Here is a 25,793-nt window from a genome sequence, read left to right as displayed (position 1 = left end):
AATGACTCATCAATCGTATACATTTCAAACTCAATTGCTTCATAACCAACATAAATTTGACAAGGAAACAGGAGGGGTAAGTGTTCCAATCCAGCTTGCTTCTACATTTCATCAGCCAGATTTTGATCAGTTTGGAAAGTATGATTATAGCCGATCGGGAAATCCGACAAGAGAGGCATTGGAAGAAATGATTAGCCAACTTGAGGGAGGGGTTAAAGGATTTGCTTTCTCATCTGGAATTGCAGCAATTTCTACGGCATTTCTTCTTCTTTCAAAGGGTGATCATGTACTTGTTACCGAAGATGTTTATGGTGGAACGTACCGGATGATTAACACTGTGTTGAATCGTTTCGGAATTGAACATACATTTGTCGATATGACGGATTTGGACACAGTTGCTTCAAATATTCAAGAAAATACAAAAGTGATTTACATGGAAACACCGTCGAATCCACTGCTCAAAGTGACCGATATACAGGGGGTCGCCAAATTAGCGAAAGCCAATGGATGTCTCACCTTTTTAGATAATACCTTTTTAACGCCTGCCTTACAGCGACCGCTAGACTTAGGGGTAGATCTTGTTCTTCATAGTGCGACGAAATTTTTGGCGGGGCATAGTGACGTACTTGCTGGATTGGCCGTTGCGAAGGATGAAGGATTAGCCCAACAATTATACGGATTACAAAATGCCTTCGGAGCAGTATTAGGAGCTCATGATTCATGGCTTGTTCTTCGGGGATTGAAGACACTTCACGTACGATTGAAACAATCATCAGAGTCTGCAACGAAAATAGCGAACTATCTAAACAACCATTCAAAAGTAGATGAAGTGTTTTATCCTGGACTATCCACTCATCCTGGACATTCCATTCAAACGCGGCAAGCAGAAGGACCTGGGGCTGTTCTATCGTTTTCATTAAGAAATGAGGAAGCTGTAAGAAACTTTATTCAACACGTTCGAATTCCTGTTTATGCTGTTAGTTTGGGGGCGGTAGAGTCGATCCTATCCTATCCCGCTAAAATGAGTCATGCTGCAATGCCAGAAGCTGAAAGAAAGAAAAGAGGAATTTCTAACGGACTATTAAGATTGTCAGTAGGTCTTGAAAATGTCGATGAATTAATAAAGGATTTTGAACAGGCATTCATTCATGTTCCGGAATCCTCAGTAATTGTATAAAAAAAGGAATTTTAGGCCTTTAAAACTGAGTAAAAACATAAAAATACTATGATCTATTTAGAGGAAACCTTCAATGTACAAGAGATGAAAGAAGCTCTTCATTGAAGGTTTTTTTTATCCGCCTCGTAACGAACAGTAAAGCTTCACTGAATAGAGCTTTAAATTATCTTTATAAGCATTGCGGGATTACTGTTTCGTTCAATTAGGATAGAATAGAATTGATAAAGTAATTAGAAAGGGGTCGAATAGATCATGACATATCCAAATACGAAAGAAACGATGAATTTAATCCAACAACTAACATCAATTCCAAGCCCAACTGGAAATACATATAAGGTCATTCGCTTCGTGGAATCCTATTTGAAAGAAACAGGATATGAAATGAAGAGGAATAATAAGGGGGGATTACTCATCACGATCCCCGGTGAAAATGAAAAACGCCAACGTTTTTTAACGGCACATGTTGATACATTGGGGGCTATGGTGAAGGAGATTAAAAAAAATGGCCGATTGAAATTATCCATGATTGGGGGATTTAAGTGGAATTCAGTTGAAGGGGAGTATTGCCAAATTGAAACGAGCTCCGGAAAGTTATTTTCAGGAACAATCTTAATGCATCAAACCTCTGTTCATGTCTATAAAGAGGCAGGGGATGCAAAAAGAAATGAGGAGAATATTGAAGTTCGCATTGATGAAGTGGTCAAAAATGCCGAAGATGTTCGTGCTCTTGGAATCGAAGTAGGAGACTTTGTTTCTTTTCATCCTCGAGTAGAAATATCGGACAGTGGGTTTATCAAATCTCGTCATCTTGATGACAAAGCAAGTGTTGCCATTTTGCTTCAATTAATTAAAAGAATAAAAGAAGAAAAGATTCGTTTGCCTTTTACAACCCATTTTTTAATTTCAAATAATGAGGAAATCGGATATGGAGGAAATTCCAATATTCCTGTTGAAACGGTTGAATATTTAGCAGTTGATATGGGAGCGTTAGGAGATGGGCAAGCATCAGATGAGTACACAGTTTCAATTTGCGCAAAAGACTCAAGTGGCCCATATCATTTGGGGTTACGAAAACATTTGATTCAATTAGCCGAAGAAAATAACATTGATTATAAAGTAGATATTTATCCTTATTACGGTTCAGATGCCTCAGCAGCTATTCGAGCTGGAAATGACATTATTCATGGATTAGTAGGTCCTGGAATTGATGCTTCTCATGCATTTGAACGGACACATGAATCCTCATTACACCATACTGAAAAACTTCTCTATGCATACGTACAATCAAAGGCAGTTGAATGTTAATGGATGAATCCCTTAGTCCCGAATGATCTTGGACTAAGGGATTCTTTCAATGTTTGAAAAACTAGTTGGTCTAAAGGAGATTCATCCCTTAAAGTCTACATGAGCATTCCGGCTATGGCTGCACTTAATAAAGAAGCAAGTGCCCCTGCTAGAACAGCTTTTAAGCCTAAACGAGCGATATCCCCACGGCGATTCGGAGCTAAGTTCCCGAGTCCACCTAAAAGAATGGCCATGGAAGAAATATTAGCAAACCCACAGAGGGCAAAGCTTACAACTGCAACGGTTTTATCAGATAAATTAGGTATTTCTGGAGCGAAATTTGAATAGGCGACAAATTCGTTAATAATTAATTTTTGCCCGATAAAATTTCCAGCCTGTACAGCCTCATTCCAAGGAACCCCAATGGCAAAAGCAAGAGGCGAAAAGATATAACCTAAAATTAGCTCTAATGAAAGATGTTCTACCCCAACTAGTCCTCCGAGAAAACCTAAGATCCCGTTAATTAAAGCAACTAATGCAATAAAAGCAAGAAGCATTGCCCCAATATTTAGAGCTAATTGAAGTCCAACACTTGCTCCGCGTGCTGCCGCATCGATGACATTGGTCGATTCAGAATCTACATCCATTTCAAACTCTTTCGGCTCTGGGATATTTTCCGTTTCTGGGATAAATAATTTCGCCATGACTAGGCCAGCAGGTGCAGCCATAAAACTTGCGGCTAATAAGTATTCCAGCGGAACACCAAGTAAGGAATATCCGATTAATACAGAACCGGCAACAGAAGCTAAACCACCAGTCATAACCGCAAATAATTCAGATTCAGTCATTTTATTTATATATGGCCGAATAACGAGAGGAGCTTCTGTTTGCCCTACAAATATATTAGCCGCTGCTGATAATGATTCCGCTTTTCTAGTACCAAGAAGTTTAGATAAAAAACCGCCAATTATTTTGATGAAAAATTGCATGATACCTAAGTAATAAAGAACAGATATTAAGCTTGAGAAGAAAATCACAACAGGCAACACATGAAAAGCAAAGACAAATGTAATGTTCGATTCTTTGGTGAAAAGTCCACCAAAAAGGAAGTTAATTCCTTCATTTGAATAATTAATTATGGCGTTCACAAGCATTGTTAAATTTTCCATTTGTTCCTTTCCCCAATCCCACTTTAGAACAATGAAAGCAAATATTAATTGAATCGCAAGTCCACCTAATATAGTACGCCATTTAATGTTCGATTTATTAGTTGAAAAAATAAAACCAATTCCTAGTACAACAAGAATTCCAATAATTCCCCATAAAAAATTCATGTTTCTCCTCCAACTTCCATTTTAAATAATTCTTTATATTATACCACGTACGATGGGCAGTAAAACTCTCTCACTTCAAATAATGAGAATCTAAAGAAGCTTTAGCCCCTTAAATGTTTGAAGACGGACAGGACATAGCGTTCTTTAGCTCAGAATATTTTGTGAAGTATGATCCCTAGCCGAATGAAGGTTTTTTTATGAAAAAAACTTTATCTAACTTGTAATGTATCCCATTTTGCTATTAAATATAGTATGCTCTAAATATCCATTTTCATTTATGAGGTGAGTCTTTTGAAAATCCGAAAAACGGTCATAGAAGAACAAGAAGTTCATGTTTATATTTATGAGAATAAAAAAGAAGAATATATTCTAGTAGCGCTACCCGAAAAAGAATGGTCCTTTTCTTTTTCGTATGAAGAAGCGGGGGAGGAATTGAATCAAAAATTAAAGCATTCCTTAACTAGAGTCGTATCTGATCAGGAGGCTTACGCAATGGCGTTAAGAATAGCCCAGTGGACGAGGGAAATGTGAACTTTCGTTTTTTCATTATAAAAAAAGTAATACAATAAAGATAGATTTCATCGAAAGGATTTGACATATATTTATGGATTCATTAAAAGAAGAAGTACTCTCAAGAAGAACATTTGCGATTATTTCTCACCCTGATGCAGGGAAAACAACTCTAACGGAAAAACTTCTATTATTTGGAGGAGCCATTCGTGATGCTGGTACTGTAAAGGGAAAGAAAACAGGTAAATATGCAACATCAGATTGGATGGAAATAGAAAAGCAACGGGGAATCTCAGTTACTTCTTCTGTTATGCAATTTGATTATCAGGGATTTCAGGTAAATATTTTGGATACACCTGGACACCAAGATTTCAGTGAAGATACGTATCGTACTTTAATGGCTGTAGATAGTGCTGTAATGATTGTCGACGCGGCGAAGGGAATTGAGGCACAAACCATTAAATTATTTAAAGTATGTCGGATGAGGGGAATTCCGATTTTTACTTTTATCAATAAATTAGATCGTCAAGGAAAACCACCTTTAGAATTATTAGCTGAACTAGAGGAAGTATTAGGAATTGAGTCTTTTCCTATGAACTGGCCAATTGGAATGGGGAAAGAATTCTTTGGAATTTATGATCGTTATTATCATCGGATTGAACAATTCCGTGCAGATGGAGAAGATCGTTATTTGCCCTTGAATGAAGAGGGAGAGTTAATGAAGGAACACCCCATTCAACAATCAAGTCTTTATGATCAAATGTTGGAAGAAGTACTTTTATTAGATGAAGCGGGGAATGAGTTTTCTAAGGAACGTGTGCAAAATGGGACTTTAACTCCTGTGTTTTTCGGAAGTGCTTTAACAAATTTTGGAGTTCAAACATTCTTGGAAACCTATCTACAATTCGCACCAGCACCTCAACCGCGCCAATCAGATGTAGGAGAAATTGATCCAACTGGAGATGTTTTTTCAGGGTTTGTTTTTAAAATTCAAGCGAATATGAACCCTGCCCATCGAGATCGGATCGCATTTGTTAGAATTTGTTCTGGAAAGTTTGAAAGGGGAATGAACGTTACCTTATCGAGAACAGGAAAGTCCATGAAATTATCACAGTCTACACAATTTTTGGCGGATGACCGCAGCACAGTAAATGAGGCGGTAAGTGGCGATATTATCGGCCTATATGATACAGGGACTTATCAAATTGGCGACACGCTAGTGGGAGGAAAAGATTTATTCCATTTTGAAAAACTTCCGCAATTTACGCCAGAGCTATTTATGAAAGTGTCTGCTAAAAATGTGATGAAGCAAAAGAGCTTCCATAAAGGGGTTCAACAGCTCGTGCAAGAAGGAGCGATTCAATTATATAAAACAGTCCGTACAGAAGAATATATATTAGGGGCAGTTGGCCAATTGCAGTTTGAAGTATTTGAACACCGAATGAATAAAGAGTATCACTCTGAAGTTCGAATGGAACCTATGGGAAGTAAGATAGCACTGTGGATTAAAAACGAAAAAGACGTTGATGAATCATTATCTACTTCTCGTAATTTATTAGTCAAAGACCGCTATGACCGCTTGTTGTTTTTATTTGAAAATGATTTTGCTTCTAGATGGTTTCAAGAAAAGAACCCAAATATTGAATTATATAATTTAATGGAATAGTTTTTTAATTTATTTTATAAAATGAAAAAAATAGATTGACATCTTAGTTATTCATGGTAAATTATTAATATGCTTCATTACAGGAAAGCGTCTAAGTGAAATAGATAAATAATCTGCTGGATAGCTTCAGTAATTTTTTTGTAGGCAGCAAGAAGAGACCGAATGGTTGGTGAGAATTCGGGCGGCAATAAAGTGAACTACACTATCCGAAATAAAGCAGAATACGATAAGAGGGTAAAGAACTTCTTTACCAAGTAGGGTGGTACCGCGGAGGCATCTTCGTCCCTAACCTGAGGGATGATGATGCTTTTTTATTTTTTAAAATCACAAAATTTAGAACTGTGGAAAGAAGATCAAGCTGCGTTGCTTACGCATTTGTTATTATTTTCGGGGGTGTAATATGTTTAGTGTGCAATCAGTTTTAAAGCCATCATTGAAGGAAGCCATATTACTAACGATTGCGATTGTTGGAATCATCAGCTATTGTATTATTTTTTTGGAAACTGTTCCACATATTCCACTTCTATTGGCCATCTTTCTTTTGATGTTATATGGCTTTATTCGAAAAGTCCCTTTTCATGAAATGGAGATGGGAGTTTTCAATGGTGCCAAATCTGGAATGGGAGCTGTGTTTATCTTCTTTTTTATTGGGATTTTAATTAGCAGTTGGATGCTTAGTGGAACGATTCCAACTATTATTTATGTCGGCTTTCATTTAGTGACACCTTATTTCTTTTATGCGATTATCTTTGTTGTCACAGCCATTATTGGTTTATGTATAGGAAGTTCGTTAACGACAGTTGCTACTGCAGGAGTGGCTTTTATCGGGGTGGCTGCAGCGATTGATGCTTCACTTGCCATTACGGCTGGTGCCATTGTGTCAGGTGCTTTTTTTGGTGATAAAATGTCACCATTATCAGATACAACAAATTTAGCAGCTTCCATTGTGGAAGTTGACTTGTTTACACATATTCGCAATATGGCATGGACGACGATTCCGGCTTTTTTATTTTCGATTATAGCCTTTGCGTTTCTTTCACCTAAAATTGAGTTAACACATTTTCCAAAGATTGAGGAAATGCAACATACATTAATGAAGGAAGAACTAATTCATTGGTATGCCATTATTCCATTAATCATCTTGCTTATTTTCTCGATCAAAAAAATATCTGCTTTCATTACATTGGCTGTTAGTTCAGCTGTAGCAGTATGTTTCTCCTTTATACATACTTCCTATTCCTTGTCAGAGGTGTTCAACATTTTGTTTTCTGGATATGTTTCTAAGACAGGGAATGCTGATATTGATGCATTGCTTACACGTGGTGGCATGGATAGTATGATGTTTACTATTTCCCTTGTACTACTGGCATTAGGATTGGGTGGGCTATTATTCACATTAGGAATTATTCCTAAGCTATTTAAAACCATTGAACATAAATTGAAGACAGTTGGTTCACTCATTTTTTCTACTGCCTTATCTGCTGTCGGAATTAACGTGCTAGTTGGGGAGCAATATTTATCTATTTTATTAACAGGCGAGGCTTTCAAAAATCAATATGATCGTCTTGGGCTTCAAAAGAAAAATTTATCCAGAGCATTGGAGGATGCGGGAACGGTCATCAATCCACTCGTCCCTTGGGGAGTTTGCGGTGTGTTTATTACAAAAGTATTAGAAGTTCCAACGATGAGCTATCTTCCATTTGCCTTTTTTTGTCTATTAAGCCCAATATTGACCATCTTATTTGGAATAACAGGATTTTCTATATCGCGAAAATAATAAAAAGTGGAAGTGCCAAGCTCTCTCCTGATTGGGATGAATGCTTGGTATTTTATTATGATCTCACCCATTTTACCCCGCCTTAACGGGCAATAAAACCTCCACTAAATGAAGTTTCACTATATGACTTTTTGAATATCAAAATATTTTATGCTCTTAAAGTTGCGAATGAATATATACCTATTTATAGTAAGTATAAGAGAGTACATATTCTAAATGTAAGAGTAAAGAGAGGAGAATCTTTTTGAAAATTAGTCAGTTTTCGATAAAAAGGCCCGTTTTTACGATCGTAACGATGGCTTTAATCATGATTTTGGGAATTGTCTCCCTTTTTAAAATACCATTGAAACTCATACCGGATATTAATCCACCTGTTGCGGTTGTTGTTACTTCCTATCAAGGAGCTAGCCCAACTGAAATTGTTGAAAAAGTAACAAAACCGCTTGAGGCAAACTTGGCAACATTGCCAGGGATAAAAAATATTACATCTACAACGAATGAAGGCTCCAATTTCATTTTAATGGAATTTTCTTGGAGTACAAAAATCGATGAAATTCAAAATGATGTATTACAACGGATCGATCAAACTCCATTGCCAGAGGACGCTAATAAACCAAAATTTCTTAAATTTGATCCATCCCAGTTCCCGATTATCCAACTTTCCCTTCGATCAACTGAAGAGGAGGATTCTATCCAAAAGCTCGCGGAAAAGCTAGAGCAAGAGTTAGTTACGGTAAAAGGAGTGGCGAGTGTCAATGTCTCTGGCTCCTCTGTTGAAGAAGTCACGGTAGAATTGAATGAAGAAAACTTAAAGAAATACAAGCTAACTCAGAAGGATATAGTGGATTTGATTCAATCCCATAATATTTCAATGCCAGGGGATGTTGTTGAAACTGGAACAAAAGCTTTAACAACTAGAATTTTGAGTCAATTACATAATGTCGAGGATATAAAAAATTTAGTCATCGCTACAAACCCGCTAAATGGGGAAAAAATTAAAATTTCTGATGTTGCAAATGTCAAATCTGTCACAAAAGAAAGTGAAACGATTACGCGTGCAAATGAAAAACCAGCGGTATTATTAAGTGTCCTTCAACAATCTGATGCTAATACAGCTGAAGTATCTAAAGATTTTCAACAAAGATTAGAGGACTTATTAAAGAAGGATGAATATAAGAATATTCAATCTGATATCTTGTTTGACCAAGGGGATTATATTCAACTTTCGATTAGTAATATCGGCAACTCCCTTTTACTTGGTGGGGCTTTTGCCATGCTCGTGTTGTTTTTCTTTTTAAGAAATATAAGAAGTCCCCTCATTATCGGGGTAGCGATTCCCTATTCTGTTATCGTCACATTTGTATTAATGTATTTTGCGAAATTCGATTTAAATATTATGACACTTGGTGCACTAGCATTAGGGATCGGAATGCTTGTCGATAATGCCATAGTCGTGATTGAAAATATTTATCGACATTTATCAATGGGGAAAGATTCGAAAAAAGCGGCATATGATGGTGCAAAAGAAGTTGGTGCAGCCATTACAGCTTCTACTTTAACGACAATCGCCGTATTTTTACCTGTCGTATTTATTTCAGGAATTTTGGGGGAAATCTTCAAAGAATTTGCGCTTACGATTTCTTTTAGCTTATTTGCTTCTCTTATCGTCGCCTTAACGGTTATTCCGATGATGGCAAGTCGCTGGTTAAAGCCACCTAAAGGCGATTATGAAGCGAGAAGACGCCGTTCGAAACCGATGAGAAGGCTTGATCGTTCGATTCGTTGGGCTCTCGGACACCGCGCACTTGTTCTACTTTTTACATTCATCTTGCTTGTTGGCGGGGGGTATGGACTGACAACGGTCGGTACGCAATTTTTGCCTCCAACAGATGAAGGTTTTTTCAGTGTTCGTGTTGATTTAGAAAATGGCTCCTCTTTAAATGAGACAGCAAAAGTGGTAAAAGCAATTGAGGAAGAATTGAATAAAGAAGAGGATATTGAGGTCTTTGTTAGTCTAATCGGTTCTACCCAAGAAGGTGCAGCAAGGGGATCGGGTAGTCCGAATATTGCTGAAATTTACGTGAAGTTGAAGACACTGGATAAACGTGATCGTTCTGTGTTTGCCATAGTGGATGATATGAAAAAGGATATTGAAACATCTGCAACTAAAGCTAATCAATCAGCGGAAGTGAATATTAATTTACAATCTGCCACTGGAACAGCACCACAAACATTAGTCTTTAGCATTCAAGATTCAAATAAAGAACGATTAAACCGATCAGTCGATAAAATTTATAATTCTTTAAAAGATTTGAAAGATGTCACAGAATTGTCAACTGATTTAACGAATAAGGTTGATGAAATTCAAATTGAGATTGATCGTGAGAAAGCATTTGAGGCAGGATTCGTTCCAGCCCAAATTGCCATGATGGTGAATGATGCAACACGAGGGGTTCTTACAACTCAAATGATCAATGAACAATCCAACGTACAGGATGTATATGTTCAATATGATAAAGATGTCACCAAAAATTTGGATAAATTAAAACAAATTTTATTAAAAAAACCAGATGGTTCCTATATCGCTCTTGACAAAATAGCAAAAGTTGAAGTGAAGGAAGGACCCGTTACGATTAATCGTATTAACCAAGAAGATGCTGTTCAATTTACATTGAAGTATAAATCGACTACCAACTTAGGGGATATCTCGAAAAAAGTGGATGAAAAAATGACAGATTTAAATTTACCTGATGAAACAACTATTTCATTTGGTGGAGAAAGGGAAATGCTTGAAAACTCTGTTAACGATATGATCATGGCTATTCTTTTGGCCATTGTATTGATTTATATCGTGATGGCTGCTCAATATGAATCATTTAAATACCCATTTGTCATTATGTTCTCGGTGCCTTTAATGGTGATTGGGGTAGCCATTGCCTTGACGATCACGAGAACACCTATTAGTATTACAGCAGTGATTGGAATATTAATCCTGGCGGGAATTGTTGTAAATAATGGAATCGTCATTGTGGATTATATCAACCAACGGAAAAAATCAGGTTTAAGTAGTTTTGAAGCCATTGTTGAATCAGTGAAAGATCGGGCAAGACCTATTTTGATGACGGCTTTAACGACCATTTTAGGTCTAGTACCGATAGCACTTGGAATTGGTGAAGGGACCGAATTAAATCAGCCAATGGGAATTACTGTAATCGGTGGATTAATTAGTAGTACATTTTTAACTTTGTATATTGTTCCGATCATTTATAGTTTTTTTGATAAAGAAACTCGAAGAATGAACAAAAGAAAAAAAACAAGACGGTAAAAATAATGGTTTACAAATGAAACGCTTTTCGCTATACTATGAATAACAAATTAATACCCGACTTTCACAGTCAAAGGGGAGTAGCGTTAGGCTAATGCCTAAAACAAAGTCGTCAATTCATGAGATTCTTCTCATCGGCTTTGTTGACATGATCTCATGTTCAGCAAGACCTTTGCCGGTACAAGGCAAAGGTCTTTTTTGTTGTTTTTTACCGGCTTTACAACAAGAGTTATTAGAAAAGATAAAGATATTAGGGAGGAGATCGCTTGTGGATTTTTCAATCTTATTAGAGTATGGTTGGGTCTTATTAATTTTAATTGGGCTAGAGGGAATACTAGCCGCAGATAATGCTGTCGTAATGGCAGTTATGGTAAAGCACTTACCAAAGGAAAAGCAGAAAAAAGCCTTGTTTTATGGATTATTTGGAGCATTTATTTTCCGCTTTGTAGCTTTATTTCTCATTTCCTTTCTAGTTAATGTATGGCAAGTGCAGGCAATTGGTGCATTGTATTTGTTCTTTATTACGTTGAATCATTTTTATAAAAGATGGAAAGGCGGAGAAGGAGAACATAAAGAACATAAGGAACTGAAAGGTTCGTCATTTTGGATGACCGTATTAAAAGTAGAAGTGGCGGATATTGCCTTTGCAATTGACTCCATGTTAGCAGCGGTTGCTTTAGCTGTAACATTGAGCCCGACAGGATGGTTCCATATAGGTGGTATTGACGGAGGTCAATTTTTAGTGATGTTCCTTGGTGGGATTATAGGTCTTATCATCATGAGATTTGCGGCAACATGGTTTGTTCGAGTGTTGCAGAAATATCCGACACTGGAGTCAGCTGCCTTTATGATTGTTGGCTGGGTTGGCGTGAAATTGGCGGTATTTACCCTCGCACATCCAGAAGTACAAATATTAAATGAGCATTTTCCAGAAACATTTGCTTGGAAAATCACCTTCTGGGTCGTATTAATCGCTATTGCACTTGGTGGGTATTTCTTTTCGAAAAAAAGAGCACAAACTAGTGAAAGTTATTAATGATATTAAAGACTTCTTTTAAGGCATTCTTCCCTCAAGGAGGTCTTTTCTTTTTGGACAAGTTTGAATGCATTACGATAAATAAGGAAATAGGGCAGTCTACCTATATGACTGCCTCAAATTAGTTTCCTTTTTCAAAAAATTTTATTTGAAAGGATCTTGTCCATTTAATTGTGCTTGTGCTTGTTGTACGAGTCGTTTTGTTATTTCACCACCGACTGAACCGTTCGCACGTGCAGCAGTACTTGATCCCAGTTGTACTCCAAATTCTTGGGCAATCTCATATTTTACAGAGTCTAAATATTGTTCAATCCCTGGGACTAATAATTTATTTCGGCTATTTGCCATGTTGATCACTCCTAGTATTTTTTAATTCCCACCCCTAATGTGAAAACCCACTGAATGAGATTTCATTTGATCCCGCCTTAACGGGCAGTAAAACCCCCCACTGAGAGAAGTTTCACTTTATTAATGAATATGGTTATTTTTCGCTAATAAAGGACGATTCATAACTGGAAAAGCTTGTTCAATCATGTTAGACATAATGAAAAAAATTGACCTTTAAAATTAGTAGGATTTTCTTTATCATAGAATGGGACGACAAATGGAAAGGGAATAGGAATCATTATGCAGAAAAATATACGTAAACATATGAAAAAATTGGTTCCAGCACAGGTTTTCGTAAGTTATTATTTAATCGCGATTACAGTTTCTACACTGTTGCTAAGCCTCCCTGTGGCCTTAAAACCAGGAGTAGAGTGGACTTTTATCGATGCTTTATTTACTGCAGTAAGTGCTGTTAGTGTAACGGGTTTATCAACGATCTCGATTGTAGATACATTTTCGACAACAGGAATTTTTCTACTCATGTTTGTATTGCAGTTTGGTGGAGTGGGGATTATGACGCTTGGCACCGTTTTTTGGATGATTATGGGGAAGAAAATTGGATTAAAAGAACGTAGATTAATTATGCTTGATCAAAATCAAACTTCCTTATCAGGACTTGTTCAATTATTATTGAAAATTTTTAGGATTGTAATTACGATCGAACTGATCGGAGCTGTTGTATTAGGGATTTATTACTTAAATTACTATCCTGTTTGGTATGAGGCTTTTTTACATGGACTTTTTAGTTCTGTAAGTGCCACAACAAATGCTGGGTTTGATATAACGGGAAATTCATTGATTGATTTTGCTGATGATTATTTTGTTCAGTTCATTACCATGCTATTAATTATTGCTGGGGCTATTGGTTTTCCAGTATTGGTGGAAACAAAAGAATATATTTTTCACCGAAATGATCATCAAAAATTTTATTTTTCACTTTACACGAAAATCACGACATTATTTTTTGGCATTTTATTAGTAGTTGGAGCGATTCTGATCTTTCTAATTGAAAATCAGTTATTTTTCCTAGATAAAACATGGCATGAGGCATTATTTTATTCATTGTTTCAATCGGTTACAGTAAGAAGTGCGGGGTTAGCAACGGTTGATCCGAATGTATTCTCTACACCGACATTACTTGTTATGAGTGTATTAATGTTTATCGGTGCCTCACCAAGTTCGGTTGGAGGAGGGATTCGGACAACTACTTTTGCATTGAATATGTTATTTGTCATGAACTTTGCAAGAGGACGTCGGGATATAAAAATTTTCAAAAGAGAAATTCATGAAATTGATATTATGCGTTCTATTGCGGTAACAATTATGGCCGTCTCCATCTTTTTGACTGCTACTCTAATTTTATTAGTGACAGAAGATCACGAATTGATTGAGATTATTTTCGAAGTCGCTTCTGCTTTTGGTACATGTGGTTTATCTTTGGGAATTACCGATGAATTAACAGTTGTTGGAAAGCTTGTGCTGATCGTTTTAATGTTTATCGGTCGTGTCGGTATTCTTTCCTTCTTATTTATGATTGGGGGCAGAGAAAAGGTTTCTAAATATCATTATCCAAAAGAACGAGTGAGTATCGGATAACGAAAGCAAAGCTTTAAGGGGCATAATTTTTTCATTAATAGCCATGATAAGACTATCCTTTATGAAGGAGGAGTCATCATGGCGAAGAGAAAAGCGGAACATCATGCGGTGGAAAAATACAGCAAAACACCTAAGAAAAATATTCAAGAAAGTGAGTTTTCAGCTGAATTCACACATGGTGAAAATAATGCGAAGCATGGTAATCGTAATTCCAAACAAGGCAGAAAAGGACGAGCATAATGAGGGAGAAAAAACAAGATCAAGAAGAATATGGAATGGAATTTGGCGATGTAAACACTGCAAAGCTTTATGAGGTTACATTGAAAAATCAAACAAAATATAAGAAAAAGGATAAAGATTGTAAATGATGTTTGGGAACAGAATTCTAAATTCATGATAACCTGTAATATATAAGGACTGTTCACCTTAAAAATAAGCCTGAGAAATGGAAGTTCCCCCATTTCCCAGGCTTTTATCCTACCTTCACATAGCTAAAATGCTATATAGTTTTCTAGTTCATCAGGCACGAAGAAAGCGACTGGATTCCCAGTAGAAATTTCATAATAGACTAATACATAACTTGGTTGGCATACTATTTTCCGATTGGTCAAGTAAGTATGAATGTCAAATGGAAATTTCTCTATGACGGTGTGCTTAAATAACTCTTTTTCCGAAAATTTTAATGTTGCAAATGATTCTCCCAGTGATTCAGGACGGTGTAATATTTGCTTATACATCATGCTTCGTTCTTTTTTACTTAATGTCGGTTCCCACCATGTTTTGCGTGGTTTATACCGATGCTTCATTAAATAATCGTATTTTAATAGACCTTTAATAATAGGGAGATTCTCGGATCCCTTTGTTTCAATGTAATGTAATAGACGTTTAAATAGATCCTCCATTTGGTGACCAATTTTAGACCATCCTTGACCTTCCCAATAAGTTCCAAAAGATTGGAAGAAATCAAATGGGGTATCGAACTCATCACTTACTAAATATTCAATAGTTTGATCCATGCGATGATCATTCCAATATTTTTCTAATACATCTTCCACTTGTTTAATTTTAATAATGTCTTCAAAGGATAGGACGTTGTTTTGTAGTATCTCATATGGTGAATGATCCATATAAATGTAATCGTGTTCTCTAGCACGGATGCGAAGACCTGTACCTCGAAGCATTTTTAAAAAGCCAAGCTGTAATTCTTCAGGTCTTAATGCAAACACATCATTAAATGTCTTACGAAAAGAATGATAATCTTCCTCGGGCAAACCTGCAATTAAATCTAAATGCTGATCGATTTTCTTTCCTTCCTTCACCATATTGACGGTTCGAGTTAATTTCTTGAAATTTTGTTTACGCATAACTAATTCATTCGTCAAATCATTTGTTGATTGTACTCCAATTTCGAAACGAAACAATCCGGGTGGGGCTTCTCTATTCAAAAAGTCGATCACTTCTGGACGCATAATATCGGCTGTTATTTCAAATTGAAAGACCGTCCCAGGTAAATGCTCATCAATTAAAAATTGGAATATATCCATCGCATAGCTACGGCTTATATTAAAAGTTCTATCAACAAATTTAATCGTTTTTGCCCCGTGCTTCATTAAAAAGCGAATATCCTCTTTAATTTTTTCACGGTTAAAGTAACGGACACCAACCTCAATAGAAGATAGACAAAATTGGCAACTGAAAGGACAGCCACGACTTGTTTCTATATATGTCACTCTTTTAGAAAGCTGGGATAAATCTTCTTCAAAACGGAAAGGTGAAGGCATTTCCCGCAAATCAAGTTTATTCCTTTGCGGATTAATTTGCGTTTGTCCATTTTTCATGTAGCCGATTCCAGAAATTTGTTCAAACTTTTGTTCTCCACTTAATTCATCTAATAATTGTTTAAATGTTTGCTCTCCTTCGCCAATGACAATGAAATCAATTTCTGGAATTTTTTTAAGCCAATCGGGAACATCATATGTCACCTCAGGCCCACCTAATATTATGACCACATTAGGCATGATCTTTCGAAGCATTTGAATGACCTTTATTGTTTCTTCTATATTCCATATGTAACAGCTGAAGCCAATCACATCAGGCTTTTTTTGATAAAGATCTGTCACAATATTGATCACTGGGTCTTTAATCGTATATTCAGTTATCAATAGTTTATAATCTGGTTCTGCATACGCTTTTAAATAGCGGATCGCTAAGTTCGTATGAATAAATTTAGCATTTAGCGTACTAACAACCACGTTCATGTATATAATCTCCTTTTATATTAATCCCTCTTATCTTATCATCTGGATTTACAGGGAATCGTCTATTATCATATAGATGGATTCATTTTCCTGTAACATTATTTTCGAACTATTACGTTGTACAAAGGGGGTTCTATATAGTATTTTTCACTCTTTTGTTAGAAATATCAAGAAAACAGCGAGTTCCAATTCTTAACACATAAAAAAGGGGTAAGAAATATACCCCTTTATGCAGGAATTTAATCATTTTTTTCGAATTATATCAAAATATGTGGAAAAATTGAAAGGATTTTAACTCTCAATATAATGTAACTTTTTCCTTATCTGATGAAAACATCTCTTTAATTTACCTAATCTTAATTCAATAACGGGTTGTGCAATGGTCGTCATGAATTTACTAGATAAAAATACCGTGATAAGGAGGGATACAATTAATAATAAAACAATGGATTCGAATGAATCTTTAATTTCACTTTCTCTAAAGGCTTTGATGAAAAAGCCGTGTAATAAATATACGTATAATGTATTTTTCCCCCAATTTGTAAAGAAAAACTGCTTTTTCGGTACAAATGTAAAGAAACATGCGATCATCATCAAATTCAAAATGTATAGTCCGGCTCTTATTAGGATTCCGAGTAAATTGCTCGTATCAAATTCATTATAAGGCATTGAGCCTAGTAACCATTTTTCGTTCGCTTCTGGTATAAAGTAAATAGTTGAAGACAAACAAAGTATAAAACAAAAGTTTAGAAACCGAACTTTGTTTGAAAATAATCGAGTGAAATGTTTTTTCTTCAAATAATAACCTAGTAAAAAGAATGGAAAAAATACAAAAGTACGAGAAAAACTTAGAAAGTCAAGTGGGACATTCAAACACCCAACAGCTAATCCCAATAAAAATGCAAGTAATAATGAAACGGCTGGCCGTAAGTTTAAAAGTTTCACAAATAATATGAGCAGAATATTCCAGAAGAATAAACTGAGTAAAAACCAAAGGGACCAGTTAGGGATCAATGGTTCAAGCTCTAACGAATTTTGATCGTATAGAAAATAGTAATAGATCGTATAGGTTATTTGGAATAAAAAGTAAGGAAGTAATAATTTTTTTAATAGCTTCATTACATATCCTTTTTTGTGAAAATTTTTGGCGAAAAATCCTGACATTAAAATAAAGGCAGGCATATGAAACATATAAATAGTTGTATAAATTGTGAAAAAAATGGAATCGTCATGTATATATGACTGGATTAGATGTCCAAACACCACGAAAAAAATCAAAATAAACTTTGCATTATCAAAATAAAAATTACGTTTTGTCATTCTTATCACCTTTTTAGAACAGGGGTTGAGCATTTTTTTATGAAATAGGTTCATAAATGGAGCCTATATTCAGAAAGCGATCTCATGTGGCTTCGCTCATAACCACCTATAGTTTTGACTATACAACTGATCCATTGACTTTCAATAAAGGTTTAGGAGGATTCCTCATGTTCATTTTTTCTCCCGCCTTAACGGACAGTAAAACCTCCACCGCAAATGATGAAGAACCAAAGAAGATAGTGAAGGATAACTGCCCAGCAAGGTCCGACAACGAAAAGGATGTGACTTGCCAGCCAATGCCACAAGACATGGTGTACTATAGAGCGGCAAGTTCAACTAACATTCAGTGGGGGATGGAGCCCCCACTAAATGAAGTTTTACTTTATGCTTTCAATCATGTTACCCGTTTGCTTCCTCGTTAAAACTGGTATTTTTATAGTAGATTCATACTTACGTTCAGTGGGGGATTAACAAAGCCCCCACTAATTGAAGGTCATTTCATCAAAATTCAGATAAAGGAACTTTACTATTATACACAATTCCATAGAAAAGAAAAAATCATTTTAGGAGGAGAAAGAGTGTTTAGAAGTTGCCAATGTACTTGCGGATCAGCGGTTTTTCATGATGACCAAGGAAAACTTGTACAATTATTACCAAAAATAATAGAAGGATCAAGTGAGGCAATAGTAGTAAAAGATTTTCAGTCAAATATCGTCCTGGCTAATAAGGCAGCAGAAACTTTTACACTCTACAATGAAGAAGAATTAAATTCAATGAAGTGGAATGATTTATTTCCATCCATACAAGCAGCTACATTCGACTGCTTAGAAGTTCGCCCTCATTTCAAAGGGGAGATGTTTATGAAGTTAAAGGACAGGAGTTGTAAATATGTTCATTTGACCATTCATCGCGAGGTCGAAATGAAGTTAGATATTTGTTATATAAATGAAGTGGTGGAAAAGAAGGAAATAAGTGAAAACCAACTATTTGCGACATTTAATATTAAAGATATTTTCCAGCATATAACAGACGGGGTTATTTTATTTGATCAAGATGGAATGATTTTGTATGTAAATCCTGCCTTTTCCAACATTGTGAATATGGATATAAAGGAAATAGAATCATCCCCCATTCAATCGTTAATCCCTAATGAATTTCACCATGAATTTAAACGGTTTGCAAAATTGTTCCGCAAAGGAGGGAGGCTATGTGGGGAAATCCCCATTGCTCAAAATGACAGCTATATTGTGGCTGAATTTACTTTAAGTCGGAATGTTCAAGATGGAATCAATATGGTGATTCTTAAAGATATTACATTACAACGTCAAATGAAAATGAATTTAGAAAAAAGCGAGAAAATGTTCGAGGCCCTATTTAATGAGGCGATTGATGGAATTGTATTTTGGGATAAGGATGGTCACGCGATCAAAGCGAATGATTCTGCCTTAAAGATTTTTGAATGTACAATGGAGGAGCTAATAAATAAAAAAATTTCTGATTTTATTTTAAATAAACAGGATCAAAAATTTATAGATACCACCCATAAATTAAATGAAAATGGGGAGGTAAGGGAGGACCTTCACTTTCTAATGCCAAATGGCCAAAAAAAGCATCTTGAATTTACAATAAAACTCCATTCTGAAGACGGCTATAGTATTAGTATATTCAGAAATATAAGTGAACGATATGAAATCGAACGTCAGTTAAGAAAGAGTGAGAAAAGATTTCGGAAAGTATTTAAAGGGACGGTTGATGGGATGATTTTGTGGAATCAAAACTACAAAATTGTCGATGTGAATCCCTCTGTCTGTAAAATATTAAAATGGACAAGAGAACAGCTAATTGGACGTGATATTCGAGTGTTTGAACGAATTAGTCATAATGAGGAAGTGATGATGCATTGGAAAAAGACAGCAGAAGAGGGGAAAGGAAATTCGATTGTTTCTGTCAAGAGGAATGATCGGAACTATTATTTTGAAGTGTCAACCAAAATGCATATTAATTCGCAACTTCATTTAACGATTATTCGTGATTTGACAGAAGAAATAGAAATTCAAGAGAAATTAAAGAAATCGGATACATTAAATATTGTTGGGGAATTAGCTGCTGGAATAGCTCATGAAATACGGAATCCGATGACCGCATTAAAAGGATTTATCCAACTTCTAGAAAGTGATTTGGAAGACGAGTATGGGATGTACTTTAATGTAATTACGACGGAATTAAGTCGAATTGAATCCATAATTACTGAGTTTTTAATCTTGGCAAAACCTCAAGCTATTCAGTATAAAAAGGCTAATATAACGAAAATTCTGCAGGAAACGATTGAATTATTAAACGCTCAAGCAACGATGCATAATGTGCTACTGAAGCTTAAAGCTGAGGTTGATTTACCGGAAATTTATGCAGAAGGAAATCAATTAAAACAAGTTTTTATTAATATTATTAAAAATGCCATTGAGGCGATGCCAAAAGGTGGACATATTTATGTGAAAGTAAATCAAAAAGATCAGAAATATATCTCCATCTCGATTATCGATGAGGGCATAGGAATGTCCGATGAAAAATTAAATCGCTTGGGAGAACCATTTTATACAACGAAAGACCGTGGGACTGGCTTAGGCCTAATGGTTAGTTTTAAAATAATTAAAGAACATAATGGAATTGTCAATGTTGAAAGTGAAGTGGGGAAGGGAACGGCCTTTCACATATTATTACCTCAACATTTATCATAGAGAGGAGAGACTGCGTTGACTCAATATTTTCTAACTTTCCATTGCATACTAGGACCCCTTTCCATTGTTGCGAATGATTCCTCTATTACTTCCATCGAATTCGAAGTAATAGAGGAAAAAGAAGATTGCCTATTTCAACCTGATCATCCAATATTGCAACAGGCAGAGAGAGAATTGCTAGAATATTTTCAAGGGGAGCGAAAACTATTTTCAGTTCCAATTTTTTACGAAGGTACTGTTTTCCAACGGGCGGTCTGGGAAGCATTACTTCAAATTCCTTACGGGGAGACATGCTCTTATCAAGATATCGCCGAAAAGATTGGAAAGCCAAAAGCAGTGCGCGCGGTTGGACAGGCCAATAAAGCGAATGCTATTCCAATCATCATCCCGTGCCATCGAGTGATTGGAAAGAATAAAAAGCTAACAGGGTATGCAGGGAAACAAATCGATAAAAAGGAAAGTTTGCTTAAAATCGAAAAGGCCTTTGAAGAAATAAAGTTGTAAAATTTGAAAAAAAGACCAAGTAAAAATTCTTTGGCTTTTTTGTCTTAATCATTTTACATGTCTTTAAACGTTCCCATTTACATATGAATGCTTTCATGACATTTTATTTCCCATTTTAACCAAAATAACTATATGACCTTATAATAGCATTAAAATACCCATAATATTCCAATAAGTTAAAAAACAGTTTGTCGAAAGATGATAATCTTTTAAAGGTTATGTCTAGTTTTGCGAAGCTATTTACTTTATTCAGAAAACTTGCGATAATTCAACGGTATCATAAAAAAAGAAAAGTTTTGGGGGAAGTTTAGAGTGAAATATTCAATTGATGAAAAACAAGAGCTCTTAGAGAAAATTCAAACAAAGCGAGAGGAAATGACGTATTATGGACAAAGATTAGGGCTCGGCGCTAGCGAAACCATTCGATGCAGCCAAGAATTAGATCAACTATTAAACAAGTATCAAGCGATGCAACAGTCATTTTTTCGTTTTGTAAAAAGAAATGGGGAAAGTAGGGTCATGTCATTCGTTATTATGGAAAGGAAGGTTCTTACAGAATCAGGGAAATAATATAAGATCATTTGGTTGTTGTTGAAATGGTATATTTTTAAAAATGCACATTATATGATCTATCTAATGAACTTGCCCCGACTGAATAGTCAATCATAAATGATGTGTGGTCTATTAATTTACCGTCTTTATCGCTATTTTTCATTAAGGTGGTCTCAAATATGTAAAGCAGTCAACTTCTTGGAAAAGAGAAGTGACTGCTTGCTGTTTCATTTGCTTTTTACATCTTGTACCTAGCCTAAAGGTAAAATAAGTGTCACCATTGTTCCTTCGTTTACTTTACTTTTCAATTTTATTTCTCCGTTAAATGCTTCAATAATTCGTTTACATACGACTAACCCCAGTCCTGTTCCACTTTCTTTGGAAGTGAAAAACGGAAGAAAAATATTTGCTAAATCCTCTTCGGAAATACCTGGACCATTATCAATTAAATAAATATGGCAAAAATGATCGTTGAATTCCACTGAAAGTTCCAATGTTCCTTCAGAAGCCATCGCTTCGAAAGCATTTTTGGCTAAATTCAAAATCACTTGCTTCATTTGATCCTTACAACATTTGATATAAAGAGGATTTTCCGTTAAATGGACTTTATACTGAACATTATACAAATTAGCTTCCGAATAAATAAGTGGATTTAAATCCTTAATAATTTCGTTAATATCAATGGATTGCATTTTTTGGACAGTGGGCTTTCCAAGGATTAGGAATTCACTTACAATTTGATTAATTCTCGCGATTTCTTTATCAATAACTGAGAAATAAAATTGGTCTGATTCATCCGTATACTTTTCATTTAATAGTTGGACGAGACCTTTAATCCCTGTTAATGGATTGCGAATTTCGTGGGCCGTACTAGCAGCGAGCGTCCCGATTAATTCTAGTTTTTGCGCTTCATTTTGCATTCGTTCCATGATTGTTTGTTTTTTTAACATTCGATATTTAAAAAACAAATATAGAAAATGAAGCAGAACAAAAGTAATAATAGAAAATATGAACGTTTGTTTTATCACATTCTCATAAATCGTATAATCTTTTTTTAATACGATATTCCACGGAAGTCGATCTAATGGGTAGACGACAGAATCATCATTTTGGGTGATTGAATCACCATTCACAGTAAATATAGGAATTTCTTTTGCATTTACAAATGTAACGGTTTGCTCAGGTGTTAATAGTTTCATAATGTTTTGTATGTAGTCAATCCGTATATGAGAGACTAGAACAGCTTTTACATCTGTTTCATTTAGAATCGGTGTCGCCACAGCTAAAACACTTTGACCATTTACCAACTTCTCTTGCTGTTCGGAAACAACCGTTTGTTTTGTTAACATCACTTCTTTAAAGTATTGCATATTTTTTAAATTATATTGTTTAAGGAGATCATTTGTGCCAGTAATGATGTTCCCATTTTGATCTAATAAGTAAATCCCACCGTATCTAGGGTCTTTATCAATTGTCTTTATTAAAGTGGCTTTTATGCTATTCAACTGGCCTAACATCGGTTCAAAACTAACAGCCAAAATATTATTGCTTATCATTGTTTCCCCGATAAATTGATCCATTTGTTTTTTATGAATGGATGCAACCCATTCCAAATGGCGATCGGTCTCAGCTTTTTCTCTTTCTTTTAAAAAGTTAAAAAAGACGAGGACGGAAATAATAGTAGGAATAATGACTATTAGAAAATAAACACATATTTGTTTTTGTTTCGACATAACCAACGTCCTATCTTTATATTCATATGAATCATTATATCAAAAACTGTCGAAAAATGAGAGGATGAACCATGAAATAAAATAATTGGACATTGAAAAAAAGATTGATGACCCACTTTTTAAATTCAGAGGATTTTAGGATATATACTATCCAAAAGAATAAACTAGTAAAAACGGGGAGAAGGAGAATGAATCGTTCATTGTTTTATCAGGTTGAAACCTATAATATAATGAATAGAAATGAGGAAACTAGATAAGAAGGTAGAATATTAATGGTAAAAAGAAATGAAATAAAGCAATCTTTAAAATTATTTATTGTTTTGTCCAGAGCCTATAAAGCAATTAGTGAGGATGTGAATGAATTTATTCAAGAGCAAGGGTTAAATCCGACAGAATTTGCTGTTTTAGAATTGTTATTTCATAAAGGGCCTCAGCCTCTACAACAAATAGGGAATAAAATATTATTAGCATCAGGAAGCATTACCTATGTGGTGGATAAGCTAGAAAAGAAAAAATTATTAAAGAGGGTATCATGTCCGAAGGATCGACGTGTGACCTATGCCGAAATTTCTGAAGAAGGGAAGAATTTTATTGAGGATATTTTTCCACAACATGAAAGGAATATTCATCAATTAATGAATGTATTGTCGAATGAGGAGAAGGATGAAGTCATTCGGTTATTAAAGAAACTAGGGTTATCAATTAAAAATTTATCTTATTAACACTTCCTAATGATATGGGGGTGTTTTTTCTGAATTCACTCATAAAGAAATTTCGAGGCTTGATTCTATTTAGAACGATAAAAAGGATATAATTGGATCCATGAAGAATATTATTTTACTATAAGATGAAATATGAATTTTACAGGGATAGGTGATTGAATTGAAATTTCATGAATATCAGTATAAACGTCCGAATATAGCGGAAATTGATAAAGAAATGACGGAATTGCTTACAGCCTTTCAGAAGGCTTCTTCAGCCGAGGAGCAAAACGAGTTGATGAAAAAAATAAATATTATTCGCAATGATGTCAGTACGATGATGAATATTTGTCTGATTCGTCACACCATTGATACATATGATGAGTATTACAAACAAGAACAAGATTATATGGATGAATTAGCCCCTAAAATGGATGGAATTACAGCTGACTTTTACCAATGCTTAGTTACCTCTCCATATCGTGAGGAATTAGAAGAGAAATGGGGAAAGCAGCTTTTTTTATTAGCCGAAATGCAGTTGAAAACCTTCTCAAAAGAAATCGTCCCCTTATTAGAAAAAGAAAATAAACTATCATCACAATATACGAAATTAGTGGCTTCCGCCAAAATTCATTTTGAAGGCGAAGAAAGAAATCTTGCCCAAATGGAGCCATTTGCGGAATCTCATGATCGTACTTTTAGGAAGCAGGCAACAGAAGCACGCTTTCAATTTTTCGCGGATCATGAGGAGGAATTCGATTCCATTTATGATGAATTAGTAAGAGTCCGAACAGAAATAGCAAAAAAATTGGGGTACCAAAATTTTGTTGAGTTAGGTTATTTAAGAATGTCGCGTGTTGATTATAATGCTGAGATGGTGAAAACATTTCGAAACCAAGTGAAGGAATATATTGTTCCAATAGCGACTGAACTAAGAAACCGACAAAAGCAACGGATCGGAGTGGAGGACCTTAAATTCTATGATGAATCATTTGAATTTTCATCAGGAAATGCTGTACCAAAAGGTTCACCACAATGGATTATCAAAAATGGTGAGAAAATGTATACGGAATTGTCGAGCGAAACGGGTGAGTTTTTTCGCTATATGGTCGAAAGGGACTTGATGGACTTAGTTGCAAAAAAGGGCAAGGCCGGCGGCGGATATTGTACCTTAATTGAAAATGAACAATCTCCGTTTATCTTTTCGAATTTTAATGGAACTTCCGGGGATATTGATGTGTTAACACATGAGGCAGGACACGCATTCCAAGTGTATAGAAGCAGACATTTTGAGATTCCAGAATACTACTGGCCTACATATGAAGCCTGTGAAATTCATTCGATGAGTATGGAGTTCTTTACATGGCCATGGATGGAATTGTTTTTTCAAGAAGACGCTAAAAAATATAAATTCTCACATTTAAGTGGGGCGATATTATTTTTACCATATGGAGTGGCGGTTGATGAGTTTCAACATTTTGTATATGAACATCCTGAGGCAACACCTGCAGAGCGTAAACAAGCGTGGAAAGACTTGGAGAAAGTGTATTTACCACATCGTGATTATGATGGATTCGATTACTTGGAAAGAGGTGGCTTCTGGCAAAAACAGGGGCATATTTACAATGATCCCTTTTATTATATTGATTATACACTTGCTCAAGTCTGCGCCCTGCAATTTTGGAAACGGTCGTTAGAGAATCGAAAAGAGGCATGGAAGGATTATGTTCGTATTTGTGAAATAGGTGGTAGTCTTTCTTTTACTGAAATTGTAAAAAAGGCTCATTTAATTTCTCCTTTTGAGGAGGGGTGTGTCAAAACGGTTATGGAACCTATAAGAAAATGGTTAGGAAATGTGGAGGATGGCTCATTGTAATAGTGAGTGGGCCTTTAACAAT

21 protein-coding genes and 1 riboswitch are annotated in these 25,793 nt (G+C 35.4%); of the genes, 16 read left to right on the top strand and 5 right to left on the bottom strand.

All coding sequences use genetic code 11. The annotated features are described in order from the left end of the window. Position 1 precedes the first annotated feature (1 nt). Together metC and J2S13_RS06185 are read left to right on the top strand one after the other, a co-directional pair. Positions 2–1,177: a cystathionine beta-lyase gene (gene metC / locus J2S13_RS06190; protein ID WP_307256857.1), complete on the top strand. Its 1,176-nt coding sequence runs from the start codon at positions 2–4 to the stop codon at positions 1,175–1,177. Positions 1,178–1,429: 252 nt separating this feature from the next. After that, positions 1,430–2,482 (top strand): M42 family metallopeptidase, encoded by a 1,053-nt coding sequence (locus J2S13_RS06185; protein WP_307256855.1) that lies wholly within the window; start codon positions 1,430–1,432, stop codon positions 2,480–2,482. A 95-nt stretch (positions 2,483–2,577) separates the two neighbouring features. Here J2S13_RS06185 and J2S13_RS06180 read toward each other — a convergent pair whose 3' ends face one another. Continuing rightward, positions 2,578–3,795 carry a NupC/NupG family nucleoside CNT transporter gene (locus tag J2S13_RS06180; RefSeq protein WP_307256854.1) on the bottom strand — a complete coding sequence of 406 codons (1,218 nt, stop codon included), beginning with the start codon at positions 3,793–3,795 and terminating at the stop codon, positions 2,578–2,580. Positions 3,796–4,086: 291 nt separating this feature from the next. On the opposite strand from J2S13_RS06180, the gene J2S13_RS06175 reads away from it, so the two are divergent. The 5 genes from J2S13_RS06175 to J2S13_RS06155 all read left to right on the top strand — a co-directional run bounded on the left by J2S13_RS06175 (position 4,087) and on the right by J2S13_RS06155 (position 12,109). Further along, positions 4,087–4,326 carry a YueH family protein gene (locus tag J2S13_RS06175; RefSeq protein ID WP_307256853.1) on the top strand — a complete coding sequence of 80 codons (240 nt, stop codon included), beginning with the start codon at positions 4,087–4,089 and terminating at the stop codon, positions 4,324–4,326. Positions 4,327–4,399: 73 nt separating this feature from the next. Then, positions 4,400–5,971 carry a peptide chain release factor 3 gene (locus J2S13_RS06170; protein ID WP_307256852.1) on the top strand — a complete coding sequence of 524 codons (1,572 nt, stop codon included), beginning with the start codon at positions 4,400–4,402 and terminating at the stop codon, positions 5,969–5,971. Positions 5,972–6,371: 400 nt separating this feature from the next. Beyond that, entirely contained in the window at positions 6,372–7,748 is a 1,377-nt protein-coding gene (nhaC, locus tag J2S13_RS06165) for a Na+/H+ antiporter NhaC (protein WP_307256851.1), read from the top strand. 244 nt (positions 7,749–7,992) lie between these two features. Beyond that, positions 7,993–11,073 (top strand): efflux RND transporter permease subunit, encoded by a 3,081-nt coding sequence (locus tag J2S13_RS06160; RefSeq protein WP_307256850.1) that lies wholly within the window; start codon positions 7,993–7,995, stop codon positions 11,071–11,073. A gap of 63 nt (positions 11,074–11,136) precedes the next feature. Then, positions 11,137–11,235, top strand: a riboswitch (yybP-ykoY riboswitch). Between the two features lie 106 nt (positions 11,236–11,341). Then, a complete protein-coding gene (locus tag J2S13_RS06155; protein WP_307256848.1) occupies positions 11,342–12,109 on the top strand; it encodes a TerC family protein in 768 nt (255 codons plus the stop codon). A gap of 144 nt (positions 12,110–12,253) precedes the next feature. Here J2S13_RS06155 and J2S13_RS06150 read toward each other — a convergent pair whose 3' ends face one another. Then, complete coding sequence (locus tag J2S13_RS06150; protein ID WP_307256847.1) at positions 12,254–12,457, bottom strand: alpha/beta-type small acid-soluble spore protein; 204 nt, start codon at positions 12,455–12,457, stop codon at positions 12,254–12,256. Between the two features lie 279 nt (positions 12,458–12,736). Between J2S13_RS06150 and J2S13_RS06145 the strand changes: the two genes are divergently transcribed. From J2S13_RS06145 to ykzE, 3 genes are all read left to right on the top strand, one after another. Continuing rightward, positions 12,737–14,092 (top strand): TrkH family potassium uptake protein, encoded by a 1,356-nt coding sequence (locus J2S13_RS06145; RefSeq protein WP_307256846.1) that lies wholly within the window; start codon positions 12,737–12,739, stop codon positions 14,090–14,092. 78 nt (positions 14,093–14,170) lie between these two features. After that, positions 14,171–14,332 carry a protein YkzP gene (gene ykzP, locus J2S13_RS06140; RefSeq protein ID WP_307256845.1) on the top strand — a complete coding sequence of 54 codons (162 nt, stop codon included), beginning with the start codon at positions 14,171–14,173 and terminating at the stop codon, positions 14,330–14,332. Further along, on the top strand, positions 14,332–14,460 hold the full coding sequence (ykzE, locus tag J2S13_RS06135; RefSeq protein ID WP_307256844.1) for a protein YkzE: 129 nt from the start codon (positions 14,332–14,334) through the stop codon (positions 14,458–14,460). Before ykzP ends, ykzE begins: the two co-directional genes overlap by 1 nt. Positions 14,461–14,583: 123 nt before the next feature. Here the strand turns inward: ykzE and J2S13_RS06130 are convergent, their stop codons facing one another. Continuing rightward, positions 14,584–16,350, bottom strand: a complete 1,767-nt coding sequence (locus J2S13_RS06130; RefSeq protein WP_307256843.1) for a B12-binding domain-containing radical SAM protein — start codon at positions 16,348–16,350, stop codon at positions 14,584–14,586. 291 nt (positions 16,351–16,641) lie between these two features. Then, complete coding sequence (locus J2S13_RS06125) at positions 16,642–17,670, bottom strand: acyltransferase family protein (RefSeq protein ID WP_307256842.1); 1,029 nt, start codon at positions 17,668–17,670, stop codon at positions 16,642–16,644. A 167-nt stretch (positions 17,671–17,837) separates the two neighbouring features. On the opposite strand from J2S13_RS06125, the gene J2S13_RS06120 reads away from it, so the two are divergent. The 4 genes from J2S13_RS06120 to J2S13_RS06105 all read left to right on the top strand — a co-directional run bounded on the left by J2S13_RS06120 (position 17,838) and on the right by J2S13_RS06105 (position 21,479). Continuing rightward, positions 17,838–18,092 (top strand): hypothetical protein, encoded by a 255-nt coding sequence (locus tag J2S13_RS06120; protein WP_307256841.1) that lies wholly within the window; start codon positions 17,838–17,840, stop codon positions 18,090–18,092. A 156-nt stretch (positions 18,093–18,248) separates the two neighbouring features. After that, a complete protein-coding gene (locus tag J2S13_RS06115) occupies positions 18,249–20,405 on the top strand; it encodes a PAS domain S-box protein (protein ID WP_307256840.1) in 2,157 nt (718 codons plus the stop codon). Positions 20,406–20,420: 15 nt separating this feature from the next. Next, entirely contained in the window at positions 20,421–20,909 is a 489-nt protein-coding gene (locus tag J2S13_RS06110) for a methylated-DNA--[protein]-cysteine S-methyltransferase (protein ID WP_307256839.1), read from the top strand. A gap of 312 nt (positions 20,910–21,221) precedes the next feature. Next, positions 21,222–21,479: an aspartyl-phosphate phosphatase Spo0E family protein gene (locus J2S13_RS06105; protein WP_307256837.1), complete on the top strand. Its 258-nt coding sequence runs from the start codon at positions 21,222–21,224 to the stop codon at positions 21,477–21,479. 233 nt (positions 21,480–21,712) lie between these two features. Here J2S13_RS06105 and J2S13_RS06100 read toward each other — a convergent pair whose 3' ends face one another. Then, positions 21,713–23,194: an ATP-binding protein gene (locus J2S13_RS06100; protein WP_307256836.1), complete on the bottom strand. Its 1,482-nt coding sequence runs from the start codon at positions 23,192–23,194 to the stop codon at positions 21,713–21,715. 272 nt (positions 23,195–23,466) lie between these two features. On the opposite strand from J2S13_RS06100, the gene J2S13_RS06095 reads away from it, so the two are divergent. Both J2S13_RS06095 and J2S13_RS06090 read left to right on the top strand, forming a co-directional pair. Further along, complete coding sequence (locus tag J2S13_RS06095) at positions 23,467–23,916, top strand: MarR family winged helix-turn-helix transcriptional regulator (RefSeq protein WP_307256835.1); 450 nt, start codon at positions 23,467–23,469, stop codon at positions 23,914–23,916. Between the two features lie 160 nt (positions 23,917–24,076). Next, entirely contained in the window at positions 24,077–25,771 is a 1,695-nt protein-coding gene (locus tag J2S13_RS06090; protein ID WP_307256834.1) for a M3 family oligoendopeptidase, read from the top strand. Positions 25,772–25,793: the final 22 nt, after the last annotated feature.

The organism is Oikeobacillus pervagus, assembly GCF_030813365.1.
In the GTDB taxonomy this organism is placed as follows: Bacteria; Bacillota; Bacilli; order Bacillales; family DSM-23947; genus Oikeobacillus; species Oikeobacillus pervagus.
Note: the sequence above shows the minus strand (reverse complement) of the source record. Positions and strands in the feature narration are given on the sequence as shown.

Coding starts and splice junctions, on each gene's coding strand:
- metC (WP_307256857.1), top strand. CDS start 2: ATGACTCATCAATCGTATACATTTCAAACTCAATTGCTTCATAACCAA.
- J2S13_RS06185 (WP_307256855.1), top strand. CDS start 1,430: ATGACATATCCAAATACGAAAGAAACGATGAATTTAATCCAACAACTA.
- J2S13_RS06180 (WP_307256854.1), bottom strand. CDS start 3,795: ATGAATTTTTTATGGGGAATTATTGGAATTCTTGTTGTACTAGGAATT.
- J2S13_RS06170 (WP_307256852.1), top strand. CDS start 4,400: ATGGATTCATTAAAAGAAGAAGTACTCTCAAGAAGAACATTTGCGATT.
- nhaC (WP_307256851.1), top strand. CDS start 6,372: ATGTTTAGTGTGCAATCAGTTTTAAAGCCATCATTGAAGGAAGCCATA.
- J2S13_RS06150 (WP_307256847.1), bottom strand. CDS start 12,457: ATGGCAAATAGCCGAAATAAATTATTAGTCCCAGGGATTGAACAATAT.
- J2S13_RS06145 (WP_307256846.1), top strand. CDS start 12,737: ATGCAGAAAAATATACGTAAACATATGAAAAAATTGGTTCCAGCACAG.
- ykzP (WP_307256845.1), top strand. CDS start 14,171: ATGGCGAAGAGAAAAGCGGAACATCATGCGGTGGAAAAATACAGCAAA.
- ykzE (WP_307256844.1), top strand. CDS start 14,332: ATGAGGGAGAAAAAACAAGATCAAGAAGAATATGGAATGGAATTTGGC.
- J2S13_RS06130 (WP_307256843.1), bottom strand. CDS start 16,350: ATGAACGTGGTTGTTAGTACGCTAAATGCTAAATTTATTCATACGAAC.
- J2S13_RS06125 (WP_307256842.1), bottom strand. CDS start 17,670: ATGACAAAACGTAATTTTTATTTTGATAATGCAAAGTTTATTTTGATT.
- J2S13_RS06120 (WP_307256841.1), top strand. CDS start 17,838: ATGTTCATTTTTTCTCCCGCCTTAACGGACAGTAAAACCTCCACCGCA.
- J2S13_RS06100 (WP_307256836.1), bottom strand. CDS start 23,194: ATGTCGAAACAAAAACAAATATGTGTTTATTTTCTAATAGTCATTATT.
- J2S13_RS06095 (WP_307256835.1), top strand. CDS start 23,467: ATGGTAAAAAGAAATGAAATAAAGCAATCTTTAAAATTATTTATTGTT.